Below are 20,586 nucleotides of genomic sequence, written 5' to 3' on the forward strand. Positions count from 1 at the left end.
CCCATGGACATAAATCGTCCATGAGGCTCCTCATGACGCTCACTGCCATAAACGCGAAACAAAGCACAGACTTCTTCTCATCTAACACAAACAGACGCCCCATGGACATAAATCGTCCATGAGGCGTCTGTTTGTGTTACCTGAGGGAGCCTAAACGTGCTTTGTTTCGCTCTTACTATTTTTCCACATCTTGTAACTTTTGGTTGTCATCAAGCTGTGAGAAGCCCTGTAAGTGGATGTGTTGCAAGTAGACCATTGTTCCCCATAGAAGGGCCGCAAAGATCACAGCCATCATTAAGAGCAAGCCAGTTGCGTTCCACGCGGTGCTAGCTCCTAACCCCGCCGTCAATCCTTCACGCAATCCCAAGATGGAATACGTCATCGGAAGGAACGGATGAATGGCATTGTAGAATCCGTTTGTCACTTGCATTGGGAATGTCCCACCTGAACCACCAAGTTGCAGCATCAGAAGGACCATCGCAATGAAACGACCCGGGTTATCCAACAACATGGACAGGAACATAACGAGGAACATTGAAGCCACCGAGAACGCCGTTGCAACAGCAAACATCATGCCTGGGTGCATAACCTCTAGCCCAAATAACATCATGAAGCCTGTTTCAACCAAGGCTTGAACAATCGCAACCACTAATCCGACAGAAGCTTTACTGAAGAACCATGCCGTCGCACTTTGATCTTCCATCGAAATTTTCCGAATTGGGTAGGCAAAGTTGAAGACGATTGCCCCAACGTAGAGGGCCACTGACAGCACGTATGGTGCCAAGGCGTGACCGTAGTTCTTAACGGTACTGTAGCTCTTGTGCTTCAACGTTGTTGGTGCACTGAACATGTCAGATGTCTTGCTTGATAGTGGCATGCTGTTGACTTGTTTTGCACCGTCACCCAATGAATCAGACAACTTCACAGAACCCGTAACCAACTGCTTGTTACCATTCTTCAATGCTGGTGAGTTAGCGTTCAATTGTGACGTTCCGTCAGCTAATTGCGCCACCCCATTACTCAACGTTGGGATTTGACCATTCAACTGGTTCAATCCACCAGCCAGTTGGTAAGACCCGTTAGCAAGTTGTTGGACACCGCTAACTAACGTTGGGACCTGCGTGTTTAACTGGTTCAAACCACCAGCCAGTTGGTAAGAACCATTGGCGAGCTGTTGAACCCCGCTAACAAGTGTTGGAACTTGTGTGTTTAACTGTGATGTCCCATTAGCCAACTGACTCGTTCCAGATGTCAGTGCACCAGACTGTGCGTTCAATTGAGAAGCACCGCTAGCCGCAGTTCCAACACCGTTAACATACGTTTGTAACTGCGCCAACTGTGTTGACATTCCGCCAGCCTGAACTTCAAGTGCCTTCAGCTGGTTAATCGTATCCTGACTCGTCAACGCATTTGCCGTGTTCAGCAAGGCTGAGGCTTGAGCAAATGTCGTTGTTGCCGTGCTTGATAATTGCTTCGTATCGATGCCGTTAATTGCAGACAGTGCCGGCGTCATTTGTGACATCAATGGTGTCAGCTGAGCTGATAGACCATCATTAACGGCCTTTGCTCCTGCCTGAGCTGTTAAGGCACCCGTTTTACCAGTCTTAACATCCCCACTAATGGCAGCAATCGCTGTCTGCTTATCAGCGTCACTCAGCGATGAGTTTTGAATGTCCGCAACAATCTTATCAAATGAATCATTAGCCGTTCCAGCAGCACTTTGAACCGTGTTCAAGCCACTGTTAGCACTAGCTACACCCTTTTGCAGGTCGGCTACGTTAATCCCAGCCAAACTTTCTTTAAGTGCTGCTAATTTATCAAGCGCACCCATTTGTGACTGTAAACTAGCCATGTTTGCTTGCAGACCCGGTGTTGCATCATGAACAGACTGCATCGCTGTTAACATGGCTGGCAGTTGTGATAACTGTGCTGACGCACTCTGGATGTTTTGTAGTCCAGCCGTAATCTTGCCGTTGTTTGCGGATAATTGTCCTAAGCCGCTGTTCAACTGACTAACTGCGGCCGTGTACTGCTGAGCACCGGCATTCACAGCCTTACTTCCGTTAGCTAATTGACCAACACCGCTTGCCAATGAGCCTGTACTCCCATTAAGCGTCTGTAACCCGCTGTTCAGTGTGTTGCCACCGTTGGCTAGCTGGTTAACACCGCTTGCCAGTGAGCCCGTACTCCCGTTTAACGTTTGAAGTCCGTTATTCAGTGCGTTCCCACCGTCAGCGAGTTGGTTAACGCCGCTCGCTAATGGACCGACACTCATCTTCATGGTTTGAACACCGTCATTGACCTGGCTCACAGCCGCCGTATACGTGTCAATTCCTGTCCCAAGGGTCTTTTGCCCCTTCGACAAGGTCTTTGCCCCGTTAGCAGCCTGCGTCATCCCCTTACCAACCTTTTTCACTTGGCTAAAGGTGGCGTCGGCATACGCTTTGATCACCGTTTGGCGGATCTTTTCGTTTAGCCCGGTCGCCCCAATTTGACTGATAACTTCCCCAATGTAGTTCAATGAACCATTGGTTTCATATTGAATCGTCATTTTCTTGGGGTTCTTGCTTAAAACGGACGCTGCATTCTTGGACGTGTCCTTCGGGAAGGTCACGATCGTATAATACTTTTTGTCCTTTAAGCCCTGTTTTGCTTTCTTTTCAGAAACAAACCACCAGCCCAGTTGATGATCTTTTTTCAAAGACTTCACTGCCTGATCTCCGACGTCTAATTTCTGACCCTGATATGTGACCGCCTTGTCGTTATTAACAACGGCAACGGGCAAATGCTGCGTTTCACCATATGGATTCCACACAGACTTCAGGAAGAAAATACTGTACAAGAATGGAATGATCATAATTGCTAAAACCGAAATCAAAATCAACCGGTTTTTGCCAATAAACTTCCATTCTTTGGCAACCATTTTCACTTGGAGCCACCTCTACTTTTCTAGAATTGACGCGGCAGTTTTCCGCCGCTGTTCAGTCACTTACGCACCGTGGTGCTAATCCGCCATTGCGGATATTACAAGTCCACAATATACACTGATTGACCACAAACCTCAACCACTTCTGAGCACCAATCCCGTTTGGGGGCGGTTACATTTTTGCCAAATCAAAAGGGACTTAATCGCATGTGGGCTGCTTACTCATTAGCGCCACGCGATTAGCCCCTTTCCATTAGCCTTCTGGTCGTTTTAACGGTTGATCTTGTCGGAGTGGTAAGTGAATGACAAAACTCGTTAAATTTGGATCTGATTCTGCAAAAATGTACCCACCATGACGTTCAACAATGCTTTGTGCAATGGCTAACCCTAAGCCAGTACCACCCGTCTCCTTTGACCGCGACTCTTCCACCCGGAAGAACCGTTCAAATAACTGATTAAGCGCTGCCGTTGGGATTTCTCGACCATCGTTTGACACGCGAACAATGACCTCCGTCGCCGTTGCCTGCGCCGTTAGTTCAATAAACGTCGCGTCCTCGCCATACTTTAGTGCGTTTGAAATCAGGTTATTGAACACCCGCCCCATCTTTTCCGCATCAGCTTCCATCATGATGTTATCCGGCGTGGTGGTTGATGTAATCGTCAGGTTCTTCCGGCTTGCTTCCAGTTCATAACTGGCCGCCAACTGTTCGAGCATCTGGCTAAAGTTCACCGTGTTCATTGTGAGCTTCGTTTCGGTTCCCTGCATCTTAAGGTACTCAAACAGGTCCTCCACCAGTGATTTCATCTGGGTTGCCTTCAAATACGCAATATGCGCGTATTTAACCAGGTCTTCGTCTGTTTGGTACTGTTTATCCTCAATCAGTCCTAAGTAGCCAATAATCGACGTTAAAGGCGTTCTGATGTCATGACTGACATTCGTAATCAATTCATCCTTTGATCGCTCTGCTTGCCGCTCATCATTCATGGACTGCGTGGCTGAATCAACCAGGGAGTTCACCGAGTCGACAACACGTTGCAACCGACTACTCAACCGAAACCGAATTCGGTGTTCCAAATGGCCCTCGGAGATGTAGTGCAACTCCGCAATGATGTGGTTCATTTGGTATAAGTGATACCGGCGAATCAGTCGCCATGACAGCACCCCGCAGTCAACCAGCACCAGTGCCGCAATGAACAAACTCTGGTAACTCCAGATGTAACGGCCGCCAATCACCAGTGAGCTCTTAATCATGTAGACCCCGCCAGCAATTCCGGGGTTCGAGTGCAAAACGTCATTTAAAATAACAACAATTGATAGATTTAAAAGGAGCAGCAACACAACGGTTACTACCCCTTCAAAAATCAACGACCACTTTTCACGTGGCGTTAGCTTCATCATTAGTGTGCCTCAATCTTGTAACCAACACCCCAGACGGTCTCGATTACCTTCTCGCCGTTTGTCGCTTCTTCAATTTTGTCACGGAGATGGCTCACATGGACCATGACGGTCTTAGCGGACACCACCGACTCTTGTTGCCAGACCCGTTCAAAGATGTCATCCGCAGAAAAGACACGGTTCGGATGACTCGCTAATAGGTACAAAATTCCAAACTCAAGCGCCGTTAACTGAATGGTTTGCCCATCAATCGTCTTCACTTCGTGTGAATCCTTGTTGATCGTCAGTGGCCCGATATCTAACACGTCTGGTGTATCTGAGGTCACGTGATCTTCAGACCGCCGTAACAGTGACTTGACCCGCGCCATGACTTCCAGTGGGTTAAACGGCTTTGTCACGTAATCATCAGCGCCAGAAATTAGGCCCTGAATCTTATCCATGTCACCCGTTTTGGCTGACAAGATCAAAATCGGAATCTGTGAGTCTTTCCGAACCTGTTTAACCACTTCGATCCCGTTCATTTCAGGCATCATGATGTCTAAGATCATCAACCCGATGTCTGGGTTCGTGTTTAGCTTTGTAATGGCGTCCTTCCCCGTGTAAGCAGAGATGGGCTCGTAACCTTCGTTTTTAATGTAAATTTCCAACAATTGTGCGATTTCTTTATCATCGTCAACAACTAAAATCTTCATCGAGATTATCCTCCAATTGACTCCTTTAGCCCGCTCGACGTCCTACAACGGAGCGGTTACCTTGGGTTCATTCTACTAGAGTTTTCCGCTGGGGACAAATTAAGAAAGTGCAAGGATTTGCGGTTTGACCCTTTTTAGCGACCGACCAAACACCCGTAAACGCGAAACAAAGCGCAGACTTCTGACTCATCTAACACAAACAAGCACCTCATGGACATGAACCGTCCATAAGGCCGCCACCAGCGGTTTACTGCCGTAAACGCGAAACAAAGCGCAGGCTTCTGACTCATCTAACACAAACAAGCACCTCATGGACATGAACCGTCCATAAGGTGCTTGTTTGTGTTACCTGAGGGAGCCTAAACACGCTTTGTTTCGCTCTGCTCTTATCTTCTTCTGTTTCTTCCAGCCGCACCGGAGAACATACCACCGACCACGTTGAAACGCCGCCGGATCCACATGTCACCCCCAAATGAAGCCAATGCAATGACGATGTACAGCCATGCTGGAACGATTGGGTTGATTGCTTGTGGTAACAGGCTAACTGCTGCAAACAGCACCAAAATCCCCACTAACAGGCCGGCCATGTAGAGTAAGATCCGCCACAACGGCAACCGTTGATGACCACTCGCTGGGTTCAAGATTGGTGTTAACCACGCCCAGCCAAGACCGAAGACGGCGGAAACCAGGATGATCCCCACAATCCCCATTTGACCAGATTGTGCTGCTGATGCCTTTGAAAAGTAACCCAGGATCCCGTACATCGCTGTAAAGATTGCCAGAATACTCAACATGCTGTCAGCTGCTGTTGGCCAAAAACCAGCCATTTCACCCTGACCGTTAACGGCACCAGGCTTAGCAGGCCCGTTGATCAACTCCTCAGCGTAGGCCGTTGGTGTTCCAAACAGCTGTTTCGCCGTTTGCCCCGTCTTCTGGCCTTCCTGAAGCTTCGTCAACGTTTCATCAAGCTGGGTGTTCCGCTTTTCACCCGTGTAGTTTTGTTGGTCTAACATTTTGTTCAGCTGGAACATGAATTCTTCGTTCCGTTTTGTCAAACCAATCCCACTGTAGCGGCTGACATCCGTCCGTGCCTGGCCCCGGTGTTCTTGCTTTGCGTTCGCGTTACGTTCGCGATTTTCTTCACTCACAATCAGTTCTCCCCACTTTTATTTAGACGTTAAACCGGAATTCGACGATGTCACCATCCTGCATCACGTATTCCCTACCTTCGACCCGAAGCTTACCGGCTTCACGAACCTTTTGAATCGTTCCCTGTTCGTCAAGATCAGCAAACGACATCACTTCCGCCCGGATAAAGCCACGTTCAAAGTCAGAATGAATGATTCCGGCAGCTTGCGGCGCCTTTGTTCCAGCACGGAACGTCCAGGCACGCGTTTCCTTACCACCGGCAGTGAAGAACGTTTCCAACCCCAGCAACTTGTAAGAAGCCCGAATCAACTTGTTCAAACCGGGTTCTTCAACCCCTTCAGCTTCAAGAAATTCCTGTTTGTCTTCATCAGGCATTTCAGCAATTTCTTCTTCCGTCCGGGCGGAAACAGCAACCACACCGCTTCCTTCCGTCTTGGCAAAATCAGCAATTTGTTGAACATATGGTGAGGCGTCTGGGTCAGCCATGTCATCTTCGGCGATGTTGGCCACATACAACACTGGCTTTGACGTCAGCAGGAACAGGCCATCGACCACTTTTTGTTCATCCTTGTCGAAGTCCAGTGTGCGAACACTCTTTCCGGCTTCAAGAACCGGTTTGATCTGCTTCAACACGCTGTATTCAGCGATTGCATCCTTTTCCTTGGCGTTTGTCGCCGCCTTTTCCACCTTGGCGTACCGTTTGGTGACAGCATCTAAGTCGGCAATGATCAGTTCTGTGTTGATCGTATCAATGTCTTCTAAGGGATCCACCGTTCCGGTTACACTGGTGATGTTGTCATCATCAAATGCCCGAACCACGTGAACAATGGCATTCACTTGGCGAATGTTTTCAAGGAACTTGTTTCCCAGACCTTCACCCTTGCTGGCCCCCTTAACAATTCCGGCAATGTCCGTAAATTCAAACGTTGTTGGAATCACCTTGTCGGCTGGTTCAATCTCTTGAATCCGTGCCAAGCGGGCGTCTGGGACTTCAACCATCCCCACGTTTGGTTCAATGGTTGCGAATGGATAGTTGGCCATTTCTGCTCCGGCCTTGGTAATTGCGTTAAAAAGCGTTGACTTACCCACGTTTGGTAAGCCGACAATTCCTGCTGTTAAAGCCATGTTTACAACTCACACTTTCTCCGATTTATTCTGCTGACGCGCGGCGTAAAACCTTTTTTAGCTTCTTTTCGAATTCACGCCGCGGCATCATGATGAGGTGGTCACAACCAAGACACTTGATCTTGATGTCCGCTCCGACCCGCGTGATTTCCCACTCGTTGGTCCCACATGGATGCGGCTTTTTCATTTCAACAACGTCGCCTTTGTCATACATCACGAATACCTCCGTTGTCTTGTTTCTTCACTAATCGAGCGAAATTCCTAGTAACTCAAGAATCCGCCCCAAATCATCATTTGACATGTAATCAATCTCAATGTGTCCTTGACCCTTGGTACCGTTTGAAATCTGAACCTTTGTTCCAAACTTCTCCTGAAGTTGGGTTTCGGAAGCCCGGACATAGGCCGATTTCTTCGCTGCGGGCTTTGGCTTAGCTTGCTTATCGTTGTTCATTTCAGCAACAACTTTTTCCAGTTCACGCACCGTCATGCCATTTTTGGCAACCCGTCGTGCTAAACCAACAACCTTCTGCTTATCCTTTAACCCTAGAAGGGTCCGCGCCTGGCCCATTGACAGTTCTTCACTGGCTAACATTTCCTTGACTGGTGTTGGTAATCCCAGTAACCGCAAGTAATTTGCAATGTAAGGCCGGCTCTTCCCTAACCGCGCAGATACCTCTGCTTGCGTCAGGTTCAGCTTGTTCATCAACGTTTGGTAGGCTTCCGCTTCTTCCAGTGGTGATAAGTCTTCACGCTGAAGGTTTTCCAGCACGGCGACTTCCATCATTTCACGGTCATCCATGGGACGGACAATCGCTGGAATGGTCTGCCGGTTTGCTAACTTCGAGGCCCGAAAGCGCCGTTCACCAGCGATGATTTCATAACGGTTTAAACTCGCATCTGGCTGCCGGACGATGATTGGTTGGAACACGCCGGACTTTTCGATGGAGCTCGCTAGTTCTTTTAACGCCTTGTTATCAAACGTTTGCCGTGGTTGGTATGGATTTGGCCGAATGTCTGCCAGCGCCAATTCCTGCACGTTTTCTGCGGTTACTTCACTGATATTTTGACTGAGGTCATTGTCCTGAAAGAGGGCTTCGATGCCACGGCCTAATCCTTTACCTGATGCATTTTTACTTGCCATGCGCTGCTAGGACCTCCTCTGCTAACTGTGAATACACTTGTGCCCCACGAGACTTCGGATCGTAATCAATGATGGCCTGCCCATGACTAGGTGCTTCTGACAACCGCACGTTCCGTGGAATAATGGTCTTGTAGACCCGGTCGCCAAAGTACTTTTGAACTTCTGCGTTCACTTCGGCTCCCAAGTTTGTCCGCGCGTCGAACATGGTCAACAGAACCCCTTCAATTCGCAGGCTCCGGTTAAAGTGCTTCTGAACCAACTTAATGGTGTTCAGCAACTGGCTTAACCCTTCCAAGGCATAATATTCACTTTGAACGGGGATCAAAATTGAATCACTAGCCGTAAAGGCGTTGATCGTTAACAGTCCTAACGACGGTGGACAATCAATCAAAATAAAGTCGTAGTCATCGATCACCTCTTGCAAGGCGTCCTTTAACCGTGTCTCTCTGGCCATTAAGTTCGTCAATTCAATTTCGGCACCTGACAACTGAATCGTGGCCGGAATAATGTCCATTCCTGGGTGATTCGTTGCTAAAATAACTTCCGAAACGGGGGTTTCATTGACCAAAATATCATAAATATCTTTTTGAATCGTGGCCTTTTGAATGCCGATCCCACTGGTAGCATTCCCCTGGGCGTCCGTATCTACTAGTAGAATGCGTTGCCCTTGGTTTGCGAGGCACGCGCCCAGATTAACACTGGTCGTGGTCTTCCCAACACCACCTTTTTGATTTGCGAGTGCAATTACGTATCCCATCAACGTTAACTCCTCAATATCCTTTGGTTAATTCTTATCAGCATGGCCATTTTTCGGCAGGTCGATCACAATTCGGTAACCCGTCTCCGTAGCCTCTTCATGTACGTGCACCGTTAACCCCGTGTCCCGAATCATTTTCGTTGATTCCTTGATGGTGTTAACTGCGATTCGTGTGTCAGAGGTGAGCCCCCGGAGCCGTTTCTTAGGCCGCCGTGGCGCCACTGGTTCATCGTTTGTCATGTCCCGCACGAGCCGTTCCGTCGCTTGAACATTGAGGTGGTGAGTCTCAATTTGTCCAAGTGCTTCCCGTTGTTGTGCCGGATTCAGCGGCAGTAACGCGCGCCCGTGACGTTCTGACAAGCGCCGTTCATTGATTGCTACTAGAACAGGGTCACTTAGCTTTAATAACCGAAGCTTGTTTGCAACAGCTGACTGGCTCTTACCAACCCCGGCAGCTAGTTGCGTTTGCGTCAAATTATTGAGCGTCATCAGCCGTTGATAGGCTTGTGCTTCTTCAACCGCTGTCAATTCTTCACGCTGTAAGTTTTCAATCAGCGCAAGTGAGGCCGTTTCCTGATCGTCCATTTTCTCAACAATCGCAGAAATAGTGGTCCACTCCAACGATGTAACGGCCCGAAAACGCCGTTCGCCGGCAATGATTTCATACTTTTCCGGTTCGTATTCACGCAAAATGATCGGTTGTAACAAGCCATGATCATGAATCGTTTGTGCAAGTTCCGCAATCGCGTGCTCATCAAAGATCCGGCGTGGTTGGTACCGGTTCGGAATGATTGCAGCTAACGGAATCTGTTCCACCCTTTGTTGCGGTGTCTCGTCATCCTTACTGCGGTTCCCAAAAATTGAAAATGCCATTGGCTCCCCGTTCCTTTCACAAAAACTTACTGATTGGTCAGTGGTTCTTTATTTGGCGTCCCTGGACGCCGCGGGTAACGGTTTGGCGTTGCCTTAACCTTATCGATCACGATGATCTCCCGGGGGTCAGCTGACACCGGCAATTCGAATTGATACTGTGCGCCAACCTTGCCACCCAACGTGTGGATCGCAAACGTTGCCTGACGTAGCTCTTCATTGGCGCCACTGGCCTTCATTGCTAGCAACCGTCCGCCCACCTTAACTAATGGCAAGCATAGTTCGCTCATCACGCTCATCCGCGCTAAGGCACGCCCTGTAACGTAATCAAATGCCTCTCGTTGCGGTGACTTTTTCCCGCCAGCTGTTTCAGCACGATCATGGATCAACGTTACGTTGGTTAGGCCTAACGTATCAACCAATTCCTGAAGGAACCCGATCCGCTTGTTCAGTGAATCGATGATTGTGACTTTCAACTGGGGAAACATAATCTTTAAAGGCAACGACGGAAAGCCCGCACCAGCACCAACATCACATAGCGTGGCGGCTTGTGTTTGAAGTTCTGGAACGGTCAACGCAACGGTTAGTGAATCGTAAAAATGCTTAAGGTACACATCATCACGCGCCGTAATGGTCGTCAGGTTAAACTTCTCGTTTGTTTCGATCAATAAACTAAAGTACGTGGCAAACTGGGCTAACTGTTTGTCCGTAATGATAACACCGTGATCAGCAAGAGCTGCGGCGAACTGTTCTGGATTCATATTTACTCCTTCAATGTGAAACAACTGCATGTTTCACGTTCCTAACCAGTTTACCTAAAAAACCGCAATAAAACAACCGCCAGCAACACGACTCACAAGGCTTATCGCCCCGTCAGACCATGCCATCGCGGTTGTCATTTAAGATCACATTTTAATTACGTTTTTAAATTAAAGTCGTCGCCAAATTGCGAGGCCACCCGTTAGCAACAACCAGCCAATTATCCCACCAATTGTGTTTAGCAATAAATCATTTAAATCAAACGTCCGGTCGCCCAAATTAAAGAAGTTCATCACTAGCTGGGTGCACTCAATAAATAATGACGTTCCGAAGGCCAACGCCACAGATCGCGAAAAGCGCCGTAATTGCAGCGCCAGTCCACCTGCAAGCAAGGTTAGTGGCGTCAACATCAACCCGTTACCAATGATTTGATAGAGGCTCGTTGGCTGTTGCCAGTTGTACCACAGCGCCAGTGGATGTGTGGCAATCGCCCCCTGAAACGTGTACCCACTCGCTGCCAACGTTTCAGCATTCGCACTTAAATTAATTGGGAAAAGGGTCATATCAAATAGCAGCCACAGATACCCGCACAGAACCAGTTCAAACGTAAGCCGTGCAAACGTCATTCGATCGTGCCGCCGATCCTGAATGACCCAGCAGATAAAAATAATTGTTAGTGGGATCACTAAAATTGTGCTCGTGAGCAAGCCATGTTCATCAAACATTACGTAATCCCCCTTCGTTAGTTTTGTACCACTAGCTTACAGCGTGCGCCAAACTTTGTCTGTTTTCATGGATGGTCTTGATAAATTTATAAATAAGTCGGCCACACCGTGCGCCAACATAAAAGGACCGTCACGCATTTAGCGGACGGCCCTTATCTGTGAATCATGTAATTGCGATATCTAATGATCTAGCTTACCAAACGAATAAGCCGACCATCCCAGCAGAGAGTAATGAAACTAAGATTCCTGATAATAGCATGTAACCAACGTTGCTAGAAACCATGTCGTTCTTCTTCTTGTCAACCATTCCCTTGAAGGCACCGATGATCATCCCGGTTGTCCCAAAGTTGGCAAATGATGTTAAGAAGACTGTCAATACGGCTTGGTAATGCTTTGGGAAATGTTCGATCTTTCCCGTTAATTCACCCATGACAACGAATTCGTTGGTAACTAACTTAAGACCCATCATTTGTGAGAAGTCCCAGGCAGTATGGAAGTTCAATCCCATCAACCAAGCAGGGATGAACATGATTACACCAAGGATACTTTCCAATGATAATGGCTTCCAGATCAAACCAAGCAATTGGTCAATCAAGGCAGCCAAGGCAACGAACGCAATAACGTTCGCTGTGATGATCAAAATCAACGTCCCGGCACCAAGGATGGAGTCACCCAAGAATGAGAAGAATGGTTCGCGCTTCCCGTTTGGTTGAACGTCCCCAGCTTCTTCAGCAGCAACGGCACTTTCGTCGTCTTCGCCACCAACAACACCAATCTTGGCGATGGTGTCTTCTTCAGGAGTAACTTCGATTGGGTTCAGCATGTTCGTAACGATCAATGCGTTGATACAGTTCAACGGAACGGCAGTTAACACGAATTGACCGGGAACCATTTGAACGTAGGCCCCTAAGATTGATGCCGTCACACAACTCATGGACATCATGGCTAAGGTAACGTCACGTTCAGCCTTCATCGTCTTCAATTGTAACTTGGAAACAGCCAATGCTTCAGTGTTTCCTAAGAACATCATTTCAACGGCGAAGAATGATTCGAACTTTGGTTGGCCCGTAATGAAGCTTAAGCCACGACCGATCCATTTGATGATCCATGGTAAAATCCCAATGTACGTCAAGATGTCGAACATTGGCACGATCAGCAGGATTGGTAACAGTGAACTCGTAATGAAGTTCACTGGTGCTGGATGAGTCCCTGTGGCCCCAACCCAGTTTGGCAATGCAAAGTTAATCCCCTTGTATGCCACTTGAACCAACCATGTAAACCCATCGGCAGCGCCCTTAACACCGGCTTGACCAGCTTTGAAACTAGTTAATAACCAGGCAATGACTAAGTTTAAGACAACCATGATACCAACGGAACGCCACTTGATTTTTGAGCGGTTCTTTGACAAAGCCCAAGCGATGGCTAAGTAAATAATGACACCCGCAATGTTGATGAAAATATATGGATTCATCAGAATATGTCCTTCTTTCTAAAATGATGGAAAATAATATGTTGAGTCTAAATGCGCCCATTTAAGCTCTGCTACTGGTTTCACCGCGGTAACCGCGGTGCTGATATCAACAATCACACTCCTCCCTCAGTTGTCGAGCCACCTAAATAAATAAAGTTCACACAATAATGGCAGTGTAATAACCACCCATAAATGGCACAAGAAGGCGGCTCTTCCCGACCAATTAATAGTACCGTTAAACGGCCAAAGTGTAAACATTGTTTCACTTCACAAAGCACATTTTAATTTTTACACCGGTTTCACGAAATTTAAAAGTTATTGAAACCGTTTACCAACAGCAATTTCCGAACATCGACTCATTAAATATTATTTTAATTATTTTCTCACTTGGTTAAACATTTTACGTTGCGTCAAGAAAGGGATTCACCCCAAATTTGCGGTTCATCCACCAGTAATGGTTAATTCTTCAGTCGTCCAACAGTTAACTCCATCATAGCTATGCTCAGTAACTTTTGGAAAGGACGGCTGCTTTTGCTTTTAACAACTTCCTGCTACACTCGAAGTAACGTCCCCTCTGGAAAGGAGTTTGTCATGGCCGCTTCTTCATTTGCTTACCAAGTTTTTGTGACCGTCGTTGCAAAGCAGACATTTCTTGCCGCTGCGGAAACGTTAAACATTACGCCTAGCGCTGTCAGTCACTCGATCAATCAATTGGAAACCCAGCTCGGTTTTCCACTGTTCATTCGCAGTCGTACTGGCGTGACCCTCACCGCAAACGGCCAGACCGTATACCCCGTCATCCAGGACGTTTTAAATGCGGAAGCGCGGCTTGTTCAAGAAGCCGACCACATTAACGGCCTGACCAGTGGGACGGTCAAAATTGGCGCCTTTTCCTCCGTTATGTTGAACTGGCTGCCAGAAATCATTCGTGATTTTCACCAGCGGTATCCAGACATCAACGTTAGCGTTTATCAAGGGCGGTTTAACGACATCGCCGAACGCGTTCGTTTGGGCCTCCTTGATATTGGCTTTTCCGCACTCCCCATCACGCAGGCGGTTCAGCTTCATCCGTTGGTGAAGGATGAAATTTTCTGCATTACCCCAAAAGACTTCACACCAAAAAACGGCCACGTCATGACAAGTGCCGACGTGGCCGATAAAACGTTTATTTTGCAGCAATCCGATTATGATCGTGATACCAAGTTAACCCTTGACCGGTATGATGTAACACCAAATTCACTGTTTTATTCTGTTGATGACGCTTCGATCATCTCAATGGTTGAGGCGGGGCTTGGCTTCGGTGTCCTGCCTAACCTGGCCCTTCAACGGATTTCCGGCAACGTGAACATCTACCCGTTTGACGAGCCTCATTACCGAACACTCTGTGTGGTGGCAAATCAAGCACTGGCAAATACGCCCACCACGGCCAAAATGTTGGCTACGATTCACACCCATTTGGCCGCCCGCTATCAAACAGACCTGCTCTGGTAACGTTATGGTCTTTTCAATCCAGCCATAATCATCTCAATCACACCGCTTAACGGTGACCGAACCGGATCCGCTTGGTTCATCCGAATCGCCTGTGCATAGCTCACAATGGTGGACAGCCCCATCCCAAGTAACACGTTCGGGCTCATTGGGCGCAGTTCACCTGAGGCGATTCCTTTCTTAACCTCGTCTTCGATGTATTTGAAATCAAGAAACGTTTCTTCGTGATCCATTTCTAGCGTGGATAAGATCGGCGAATATTCAATCTGAACGATCAAAGACGTTGCTACTGGTTGATCCGTTGCAAACTGATACAGCGACCGAAGAAACATTTCAATGTTAACCAACGGTCCAGCAGACGCATCAAAATACGCCAGCAGGTAATCGATCATCAATTGCTTCGCGCTTAAAAACGTTTGTTTGATCAAATCGTCCTTGTTTTTAAAGTAAATGTAGATGTTAGACTGGGAGATTCCCACCGCGGTTGCCACCTTTGCCATCGTGACACCACTGATTCCAACAGTAATTATCATGGTTGCGGTCGCATCAATAATGCGCTGCCGTCTTTCATCATTTTTCTCTCGCATATTATTCACTATAAAAAAATTCCCATTCTCCGTCAACAATAAAATCTTTTATTATCAAGCATTTGACAAAGAACGTTCATTCTTTTATACTAGCTTCATCAAGTCGATTATTCAAATCGATTATTTTTCTACAAAATAAAAGAATGTTCATTCTTTTAAAAGGGGCTCATTCACATGCAACCTAAACCTGTCGCTTTAATTACTGGTGCTTCTTCCGGAATGGGGGCTGCCGCCGCTAAACAATTTCTTCACGCCGGTTACACCGTGTACGCTGGTGCACGGCACGTCGATAAAATGGCCGACCTTGCCGCACTTGGCATCCACACATGCCACCTTGACGTAACGGATGGGGCGTCTAACCAGGCCTTTGTCGACCAAGTGTTAGCTGAGACCGGACGGATCGACGTCCTCATCAACAACGCTGGTTACGGGAGTTTTGGTGCGCTAGAAGACGTTTCTTCTGTCGAAGCTAAACGACAATTTGATGTTAACGTTTTTGGCGCCATGAACCTCACCCAGCTAGTCTTACCAACCATGCGCCAACAGCATTACGGTAAAATCATCAACAATTCATCTATTGGTGGCCAAATTTACGGAACCCTTGGTGGCTGGTACTTTGCTTCAAAGCACGCACTGGAGGCGCTTAGTGATACCCTCCGCCTAGAAGTTGCCGACTTCGGCATTGATGTGATCATCATCGAACCAGGTGGAACGAACACCAATTGGGGCGCCATCGCGGCCGATAACCTCTTGAAGGTAACGCCGCTAGACTCCCCTTATCGGACGGCCGCTGAATCGTTTGGCATGCTCTCTGGTGCTGGTTTTAGCCGGTCACCAGAGGATCTTGATTACCTCATGTGGAAAACGACAACCATCGCGCACCCAAAGAGTCGTTACCAAGCCAGTTTCGGTGATAAACTTGCGGTTGTGGCCGCACGGAAACTGTCCTACCGGATGTACGACCGGCTGGCCAAGTTTGCAACTAAGGCAACGGCACGCCATAATGCCGCCAAAACAGCTACTGAAGGTCACCTCACTAACAATTAAAAAAAACGGTCCGCCAGCACAAATTTTGTGTTGGCGGACCGTTTTTCAATCATCATGATTCATTTTGCCCTTGCTCCGTTAGCAAGCTCACCAATTCATCCGCGTGAAGGAGCCCAAAGTAACGGGGCACATCAAGCTGATCAAACACCGTCGTTACCGCGGCTTTATCATACTGCACGCCAACCAATGCCGTTTCGACATCGTGAATATCTGCCTGCCCAAAGAAATCACCCGTGATCTGCATCGCTTTAATGTGACCGGCCGTTACATCAAAGGCAAACATAACGGTTCCTGCGTCAAAATGACGGCGGCGGGTCACACTAAAGGCTGGTGATTCGCCGTAAATCCAGTCCCAATTCTTAAAGTAGCGGTCCTCCAGGTCATGAATACCTGCCCACGCTTCGTCATCCAGTTTATAAGCATGTGCGACTGTCAAATCTGAAACACCGAGAATTTTCTTCGCTAACGTATCCCGAAATGCTTCAATGCTGAGGTGTTGTTCAGCTGAATCAAAGAACGGTTTCAGGTTTGTGACCCGACTTCTAACGGATTTGATTCCCTTTGATGCCATCTTGTCTGCCGGAACGTTTAACGCCTTCGTCAGCACCGATTGATCGACGTCGTACATCAATGTTCCATGTGAAAACAACCGCCCGTTTTCGGCGTGCATGGCGTTCCCAGAAAACTTACGGCCATCGATCGTGAGATCGTTCCGGCCCGTCATGGCAGCCCCTGTAGCCCCCATCTCATGAAGTGCCTGAATCACAGGATCGGTAAACCGTTTAAAGTTCCCCACCGCGTCACCATCGTCTTTAGTGATGAAGCTAAAGCTCACGTTTCCTAAGTCATCATAAACGGCCCCACCGCCAGAAGTCCGGCGTGTCAGGATGATTTCATGCTGGTCCACGTACGCCTGATTGATTTCTGCCAAAACGTTTTGATATCGCCCCACGATGATACATGGTGAATTAATGTAAAAGTATAAAATCGGTTCATCCAACTGTGCATGTTCCATCAAATAAGTTTCAATTGCCAAGTTTTCTCGAATATCACGGCCTGGACTCACTAGGTACCGCATGTGACCACCCCTTACGTTTGATAGGCTCATTGTACGACTTTTCTGGGGCGTTGGAACACCTGCCAGTGTATTGTCATCTAACGCAAATAGGGACGCATAGGCGGTTACCTATGCGTCCCTATTCATGTTATCTGTCCGGGTTTAACCGCACACTGTTTTAATCTGCTGAAAGTGATTCGATTGGATCCAATTTGGCAGCCTGATGTGATGGTGCCATCGCTGCCAGCAGGCTGATGATGATGCTTGCCAGTAAGCCAAACGTGATGTAACCGGCCGTCATCTGGATGATGCTGAAGTGAATGGCCGCACCCGCCACGTGATTGATCAACAGTTCAACCAACCATGCGAGGATGATCCCAACAACAGCACTGAACAGCCCGATAAAGAAGGCTTCTGATACGAACAGGTTTCGAATGTCGCGACGACGAACCCCAAGGGCCCGCAGAACACCGATTTCCTTGGTCCGTTCTGAAACACTGATGTACAGCACCACAATAATCATGATTGCTGAGACCAGCAGTGAGATTGCCGCAATTCCAGCCAGAACGTAGAAGGCCAGTGAAATGTACGTGTTCAGCGAATCAAGGATCGCACCAACACCCGTAATGGTGAAGGCGGTCTTACCGTTCGTCTTCATGCTCTTGATCTTGTCCTGAACGGACTTAGTCGTCTGAACGTTACTTGTATCAACCGTTGCGAAGTTTGGCCGTAACGTTGCGTTATTGGCCTTATACATGGATTCTAACGTCCCGTATGAAACGGCTGGCGTCCCAGAGTTGATGATTCCTGAAACTTTCAACTTCTGCGTCATGGCAATTGGCTGGTTGTTATCGCCCATGGCCGTCGCACTGAACGTTACTGTCTTACCAACCAGTGATTTGTAGTTACTCTTGTTCAACTTCTTTGCGACATCCTTGGTTAACAGGATCTCATTTTTACCAGGCTTTGAACCGGTCTTAATGTCAGAGGCTTTTTCCGTCTTATTCCATGTTTGGAATTGGAACATCCGCTGCGTCTTACCGCTATAATCAACCTGGGCCCCATTAGCGATGTAGTAACCAGGCACAACGTCATCGACACCCTTGACCTTCTTCATCCGGTCACGGTCAGCCTTGGTCACTTCCACAGCCTTGACCGCCGTTTCCTGACTGGTCTTCTTGGCGACCTGAACGGCCGTTGGATTGATTTGACTTTCAATTTGATCATTCATGTACCCCTTAACCCCGTTCCCAAGGGACAGCATTAAGATGACACTGAAGATCCCAATCGCACCACCAAAGATGATCAACAGATTCCGTTTGGTGTTGTAACGCATGTGTTGCAAACTCATCTTTAACGTTGACCGGAAGCTCAGGTGCTTAGTCTTCGTTGACAATTGTGGACCTTCAACAGGGAATGGATCCTTCAGCTGACGGTCTTCGTTGATTTTCCCGTCTTCCATGTGCACGATCCGGGTGCCGTGGTTCGCCACGTCCTGACTATGCGTAACACAGATCACCAGCTTGCCGCTCTCAGCGATGCCGTCCATCAATTCCAAGATTTCCTTGGTGTTTTGCGAATCCAGCGCACCCGTTGGTTCATCCGCAATGATGATGTCAGGGTCGGAGGCTAATGCCCGAGCAATGGCAACACGTTGCTTTTGACCGCCTGAAATCTGGTTGGGATACTTGTGGATGTGGTCGCCTAAACCCACTTGCTTTAGTAGGTTTGTGGCCCGTTCAACCTGTTCGTGGTGGGACAAATTGGTCATTTCCAAGCTCACCATAACGTTGTCTAGCAACGTTAAGTGACTGATCAGGTTAAAACTTTGGAAAATGAACCCAATTGTTTGCCGACGGTAGCTGTCAAGATCACTTTCCTTGGCGGCATGCATGGACTTGCCTTCTAGTAATACGTCCCCTTCGTAGGCGTGGTCCAGTCCCCCGATGATGTTCATCAACGTTGACTTCCCACCACCAGATTCCCCCAGAATGGAAACAAATTCGCCACGTTCAAATTTTAAACTAATCCCTTTCAGGACTGGGAATGGCTCTTTGTTCATGTAGTAGGATTTATGAATATCCTTCAACTCTAAAAAGCTCACGGTTATACCCTCTCAATTTCTTTTTGTAGGTCTTTCAAATTGGCTCTAACCTTACCAAATGCCCCCACGTTTAACAATTGATTTTTGTCATAAATCACCCAACGTTACACTTTCTTAAAGAATTGTTTCCGATGGAAAGATATGTGAAACAACCATTCATGGACTTAAGCATTTTCCTTAATTCACTAAAGATGTTTAAGCTTTTATTAGAACCTTAACTTGTGGCCCCGCTACCCATTCACAGCAACGCTTTGCAATGCTAGGATACAGTTAAAATCATATTTTGGTGGTGGAGCTCCATGAAATCGTTCGGCAGTTTTTTTATTCATCGTGCACATAATAATCAGGGGAAAGTCGCCATTGAAATTGGCATGGACACAAAAAAGCCGCTTCTCGTCAACGCCTTTTCCCGAAGTTTAGCAGCCGTTGACCACATCACGGTCAACTATTCAGCCGCAGAAATCGTCGTCCAGTCAACCGATCGCGGTGAACTCACCATGCGTGAATACATGCTGGTGGATGACGAAAGTTACTACGCAAATGTGCAGGAAAACGATCGCACATTAAGCATCAATGCTGGCGCAAGACCGGCGCGCGATAACCTCCGAATCCGTATTGAGCTCGACATTCCCGCCGCGTATCACGGCCGGTTAGAAATCAGTTCTGTTAGCGGCCCCATCAAACTAACGAACCTACACCACCTTCGAAGTTTAGCCATCAGTTCAACAAACGGGCCCATTACCCTCCTTGATCTGTCCATGACCTGCTTGACCATCGATTCCGTGACGGGCAACATCCAGGGCGAAGATCTTACCGCAGACATGTACACGATCGACGCCATGAGTGGTAACGTGACCCTCATGAACACCAAAGGGGCCTACGCTATTCACTGCGCTGCTGGGGCTTTAAAGTTAAACGATGCCCATGGCCACGGTAAGTTCACGGTCACTAGTGGAAGCGCCAAGCTGGCCTTTACCGACGTTGACGGCAACTTATCCGCCGAATCATCCGCTGGTTCCGTTCGTTTACAGGTTCCCCGCGCGTTGGCCTACAGTTTTAACCTTGAAACGTCCATTGGAAGCTTAAAAACACCAGAAATGGCCCACTTTGCAAACAACGAACGCAGTTATCAAACGGGCGCTGTCGGCGGCCCCTCAGACATCACGATCAGCATGTTAACGGTTGTTGGGTCACTCGCTTTAGAAGCACGATAACCTTTTGCTTTTCAATAAAAAAAACGGTGGTTAAAACCGGGCTTAATCGACCCCATTTTAACCACCGTTTTTGTTTAC

General features: G+C 47.8%; 18 protein-coding genes. 3 read left to right on the forward strand and 15 right to left on the reverse strand.

Going from position 1 to position 20,586, the window contains the following annotated elements; genetic code table 11:
• Positions 1 to 175: 175 nt before the first annotated feature.
• The 12 genes from ACKTR5_RS06225 to ACKTR5_RS06280 form a co-directional block, all read right to left on the reverse strand.
• A complete protein-coding gene (locus tag ACKTR5_RS06225) occupies positions 176 to 2,923 on the reverse strand; it encodes a YhgE/Pip family protein (RefSeq protein ID WP_407880045.1) in 2,748 nt (915 codons plus the stop codon).
• 256 nt (positions 2,924 to 3,179) lie between these two features.
• Complete coding sequence (locus ACKTR5_RS06230) at positions 3,180 to 4,322, reverse strand: sensor histidine kinase (RefSeq protein WP_407880107.1); 1,143 nt, start codon at positions 4,320 to 4,322, stop codon at positions 3,180 to 3,182.
• A 2-nt stretch (positions 4,323 to 4,324) separates the two neighbouring features.
• Entirely contained in the window at positions 4,325 to 5,014 is a 690-nt protein-coding gene (locus tag ACKTR5_RS06235; RefSeq protein ID WP_407880047.1) for a response regulator transcription factor, read from the reverse strand.
• 386 nt (positions 5,015 to 5,400) lie between these two features.
• Positions 5,401 to 6,162 (reverse strand): DUF1129 domain-containing protein, encoded by a 762-nt coding sequence (locus ACKTR5_RS06240; protein ID WP_407880049.1) that lies wholly within the window; start codon positions 6,160 to 6,162, stop codon positions 5,401 to 5,403.
• A gap of 22 nt (positions 6,163 to 6,184) precedes the next feature.
• Complete coding sequence (gene ychF / locus ACKTR5_RS06245) at positions 6,185 to 7,288, reverse strand: redox-regulated ATPase YchF (protein WP_407880050.1); 1,104 nt, start codon at positions 7,286 to 7,288, stop codon at positions 6,185 to 6,187.
• 25 nt (positions 7,289 to 7,313) lie between these two features.
• Entirely contained in the window at positions 7,314 to 7,502 is a 189-nt protein-coding gene (locus tag ACKTR5_RS06250) for a DUF951 domain-containing protein (RefSeq protein WP_407880052.1), read from the reverse strand.
• Between the two features lie 30 nt (positions 7,503 to 7,532).
• Positions 7,533 to 8,429 (reverse strand): ParB/RepB/Spo0J family partition protein, encoded by an 897-nt coding sequence (locus tag ACKTR5_RS06255; RefSeq protein WP_407880054.1) that lies wholly within the window; start codon positions 8,427 to 8,429, stop codon positions 7,533 to 7,535.
• Positions 8,419 to 9,186: a ParA family protein gene (locus tag ACKTR5_RS06260; protein WP_407880055.1), complete on the reverse strand. Its 768-nt coding sequence runs from the start codon at positions 9,184 to 9,186 to the stop codon at positions 8,419 to 8,421. The genes ACKTR5_RS06255 and ACKTR5_RS06260 overlap by 11 nt, the downstream gene beginning before the upstream one ends.
• A gap of 27 nt (positions 9,187 to 9,213) precedes the next feature.
• Positions 9,214 to 10,059 (reverse strand): nucleoid occlusion protein, encoded by an 846-nt coding sequence (noc, locus tag ACKTR5_RS06265; protein WP_407880057.1) that lies wholly within the window; start codon positions 10,057 to 10,059, stop codon positions 9,214 to 9,216.
• A gap of 26 nt (positions 10,060 to 10,085) precedes the next feature.
• Positions 10,086 to 10,817 carry a 16S rRNA (guanine(527)-N(7))-methyltransferase RsmG gene (rsmG, locus tag ACKTR5_RS06270; protein WP_407880060.1) on the reverse strand — a complete coding sequence of 244 codons (732 nt, stop codon included), beginning with the start codon at positions 10,815 to 10,817 and terminating at the stop codon, positions 10,086 to 10,088.
• A 168-nt stretch (positions 10,818 to 10,985) separates the two neighbouring features.
• Positions 10,986 to 11,540: a VanZ family protein gene (locus ACKTR5_RS06275; protein WP_407880062.1), complete on the reverse strand. Its 555-nt coding sequence runs from the start codon at positions 11,538 to 11,540 to the stop codon at positions 10,986 to 10,988.
• A 193-nt stretch (positions 11,541 to 11,733) separates the two neighbouring features.
• Positions 11,734 to 13,011, reverse strand: a complete 1,278-nt coding sequence (locus tag ACKTR5_RS06280) for a NupC/NupG family nucleoside CNT transporter (protein WP_407880064.1) — start codon at positions 13,009 to 13,011, stop codon at positions 11,734 to 11,736.
• A 591-nt stretch (positions 13,012 to 13,602) separates the two neighbouring features.
• Here ACKTR5_RS06280 and ACKTR5_RS06285 point away from each other — a divergent pair.
• Positions 13,603 to 14,502, forward strand: coding sequence for a LysR family transcriptional regulator (locus ACKTR5_RS06285; RefSeq protein ID WP_407880066.1), 900 nt, complete (start codon positions 13,603 to 13,605; stop codon positions 14,500 to 14,502).
• Between the two features lie 2 nt (positions 14,503 to 14,504).
• Here ACKTR5_RS06285 and ACKTR5_RS06290 read toward each other — a convergent pair whose 3' ends face one another.
• Positions 14,505 to 15,086 (reverse strand): TetR/AcrR family transcriptional regulator, encoded by a 582-nt coding sequence (locus ACKTR5_RS06290; RefSeq protein ID WP_407880109.1) that lies wholly within the window; start codon positions 15,084 to 15,086, stop codon positions 14,505 to 14,507.
• A gap of 174 nt (positions 15,087 to 15,260) precedes the next feature.
• On the opposite strand from ACKTR5_RS06290, the gene ACKTR5_RS06295 reads away from it, so the two are divergent.
• The gene (locus tag ACKTR5_RS06295; protein WP_407880067.1) at positions 15,261 to 16,133 is read left to right on the forward strand and encodes an oxidoreductase; all 873 of its coding nucleotides are present in this window, start codon (positions 15,261 to 15,263) and stop codon (positions 16,131 to 16,133) included.
• Positions 16,134 to 16,185: 52 nt separating this feature from the next.
• Here the strand turns inward: ACKTR5_RS06295 and ACKTR5_RS06300 are convergent, their stop codons facing one another.
• Both ACKTR5_RS06300 and ACKTR5_RS06305 read right to left on the reverse strand, forming a co-directional pair.
• Complete coding sequence (locus tag ACKTR5_RS06300; RefSeq protein WP_407880068.1) at positions 16,186 to 17,211, reverse strand: lipoate--protein ligase; 1,026 nt, start codon at positions 17,209 to 17,211, stop codon at positions 16,186 to 16,188.
• 157 nt (positions 17,212 to 17,368) lie between these two features.
• A complete protein-coding gene (locus ACKTR5_RS06305) occupies positions 17,369 to 19,294 on the reverse strand; it encodes an ABC transporter ATP-binding protein/permease (protein ID WP_407880070.1) in 1,926 nt (641 codons plus the stop codon).
• Positions 19,295 to 19,593: 299 nt separating this feature from the next.
• On the opposite strand from ACKTR5_RS06305, the gene ACKTR5_RS06310 reads away from it, so the two are divergent.
• Positions 19,594 to 20,508: a DUF4097 family beta strand repeat-containing protein gene (locus ACKTR5_RS06310; RefSeq protein WP_407880071.1), complete on the forward strand. Its 915-nt coding sequence runs from the start codon at positions 19,594 to 19,596 to the stop codon at positions 20,506 to 20,508.
• The last annotated feature ends 78 nt before the right edge of the window (positions 20,509 to 20,586 follow it).

Origin of the sequence: Furfurilactobacillus entadae (genome assembly GCF_045862745.1) — a bacterium.
Taxonomy (GTDB): domain Bacteria; phylum Bacillota; class Bacilli; order Lactobacillales; family Lactobacillaceae; genus Furfurilactobacillus; species Furfurilactobacillus entadae.